Annotated in this window: 1 protein-coding gene; it reads right to left on the bottom strand. The window is 42.8% G+C overall.

Annotated elements, in window-relative coordinates:
- Positions 1 to 12: 12 nt before the first annotated feature.
- The coding region (locus H5202_RS23415; RefSeq protein ID WP_182774107.1) for an NAD(P)/FAD-dependent oxidoreductase at positions 13 to 946 on the bottom strand (934 nt) is incomplete at its 5' end.

The following is a 946-nucleotide window of genomic DNA, read 5'->3' as shown; positions in this document are numbered from 1 at the left end:
GTGATTACTCGCCTAGTGTAACTTGAGCTTAGGACGTTGCCAGCGCAGTAGCTTTTGGGCTATACGATATACAGAAGCCGAGAACCAGCCATACAAGCTGGCTAAATGACGCTGATACAGAGAGATGTACATCAAACGAGCAATGTGCCCTTCAACAAAAAAATCTCCTGAACGAAGGCTTCCCATTAAGTTCCCGACCGCCGAAAAACGACTCAGTGATACCAGTGATCCATAGTCTTTATAAACGAAAGGCTTTTCTGGCTGCTGTTTCATCTTTAAACAAATATTGGCATAAAGACGATCTGCCATTTGAGCAGCGGCTTGGGCTCTTGGTGGTACCGGCTTACCTGATGGTAAAATTAATTGAGCACAGTCGCCTAAAGCATAAATATCATTAATGCCTTTTACACGCATGCAATCATCTACATCAATTTGATTACGGGGAGTGACGGGAAGTTGAGTGAAATTTTCAAATACTTTCGGACCTTTAACACCTGCCGCCCACACTTTGATATTGGCTTTTATCGTCTCCCCCGTCGCAGTGACAAAGCCTTCTTTGGTTACTTCTTTAACCTGCACACCTAAATGTAATTTAACCCCTAGCTTTGACAGTACAGTTTGCGCTCTGGTACTGACTTGCTCTGGCAATTGAGGGAGTATTTTGGGAGATGCTTCTATTAAGTTTATATCTAAATGATCTTTAGAGATGTTTTGATAACCGTACTCTCTTACGGATTCAATAACATGATGCAGTTCAGCGGCAAGCTCGACACCTGTAGCACCGGCGCCAACAATGCCGATACCTAATTGATCTTGGGTTTCATTAAGCTGTAACAGTGCATCCATTAGCTTATGATGAAACAGATTAGCACTGTCTAGACTGTCTAAAAAAATGCAGTGTTTTTCGGCTCCGGGTGTATTAAAGCTATTTGATACCCCGCCTAAT

It is taken from the genome of Shewanella sp. SG41-4, from assembly GCF_014164505.1.
Classification (GTDB): domain Bacteria; phylum Pseudomonadota; class Gammaproteobacteria; order Enterobacterales; family Shewanellaceae; genus Shewanella.
This window is presented reverse-complemented; position numbering and strand designations above follow the sequence as displayed.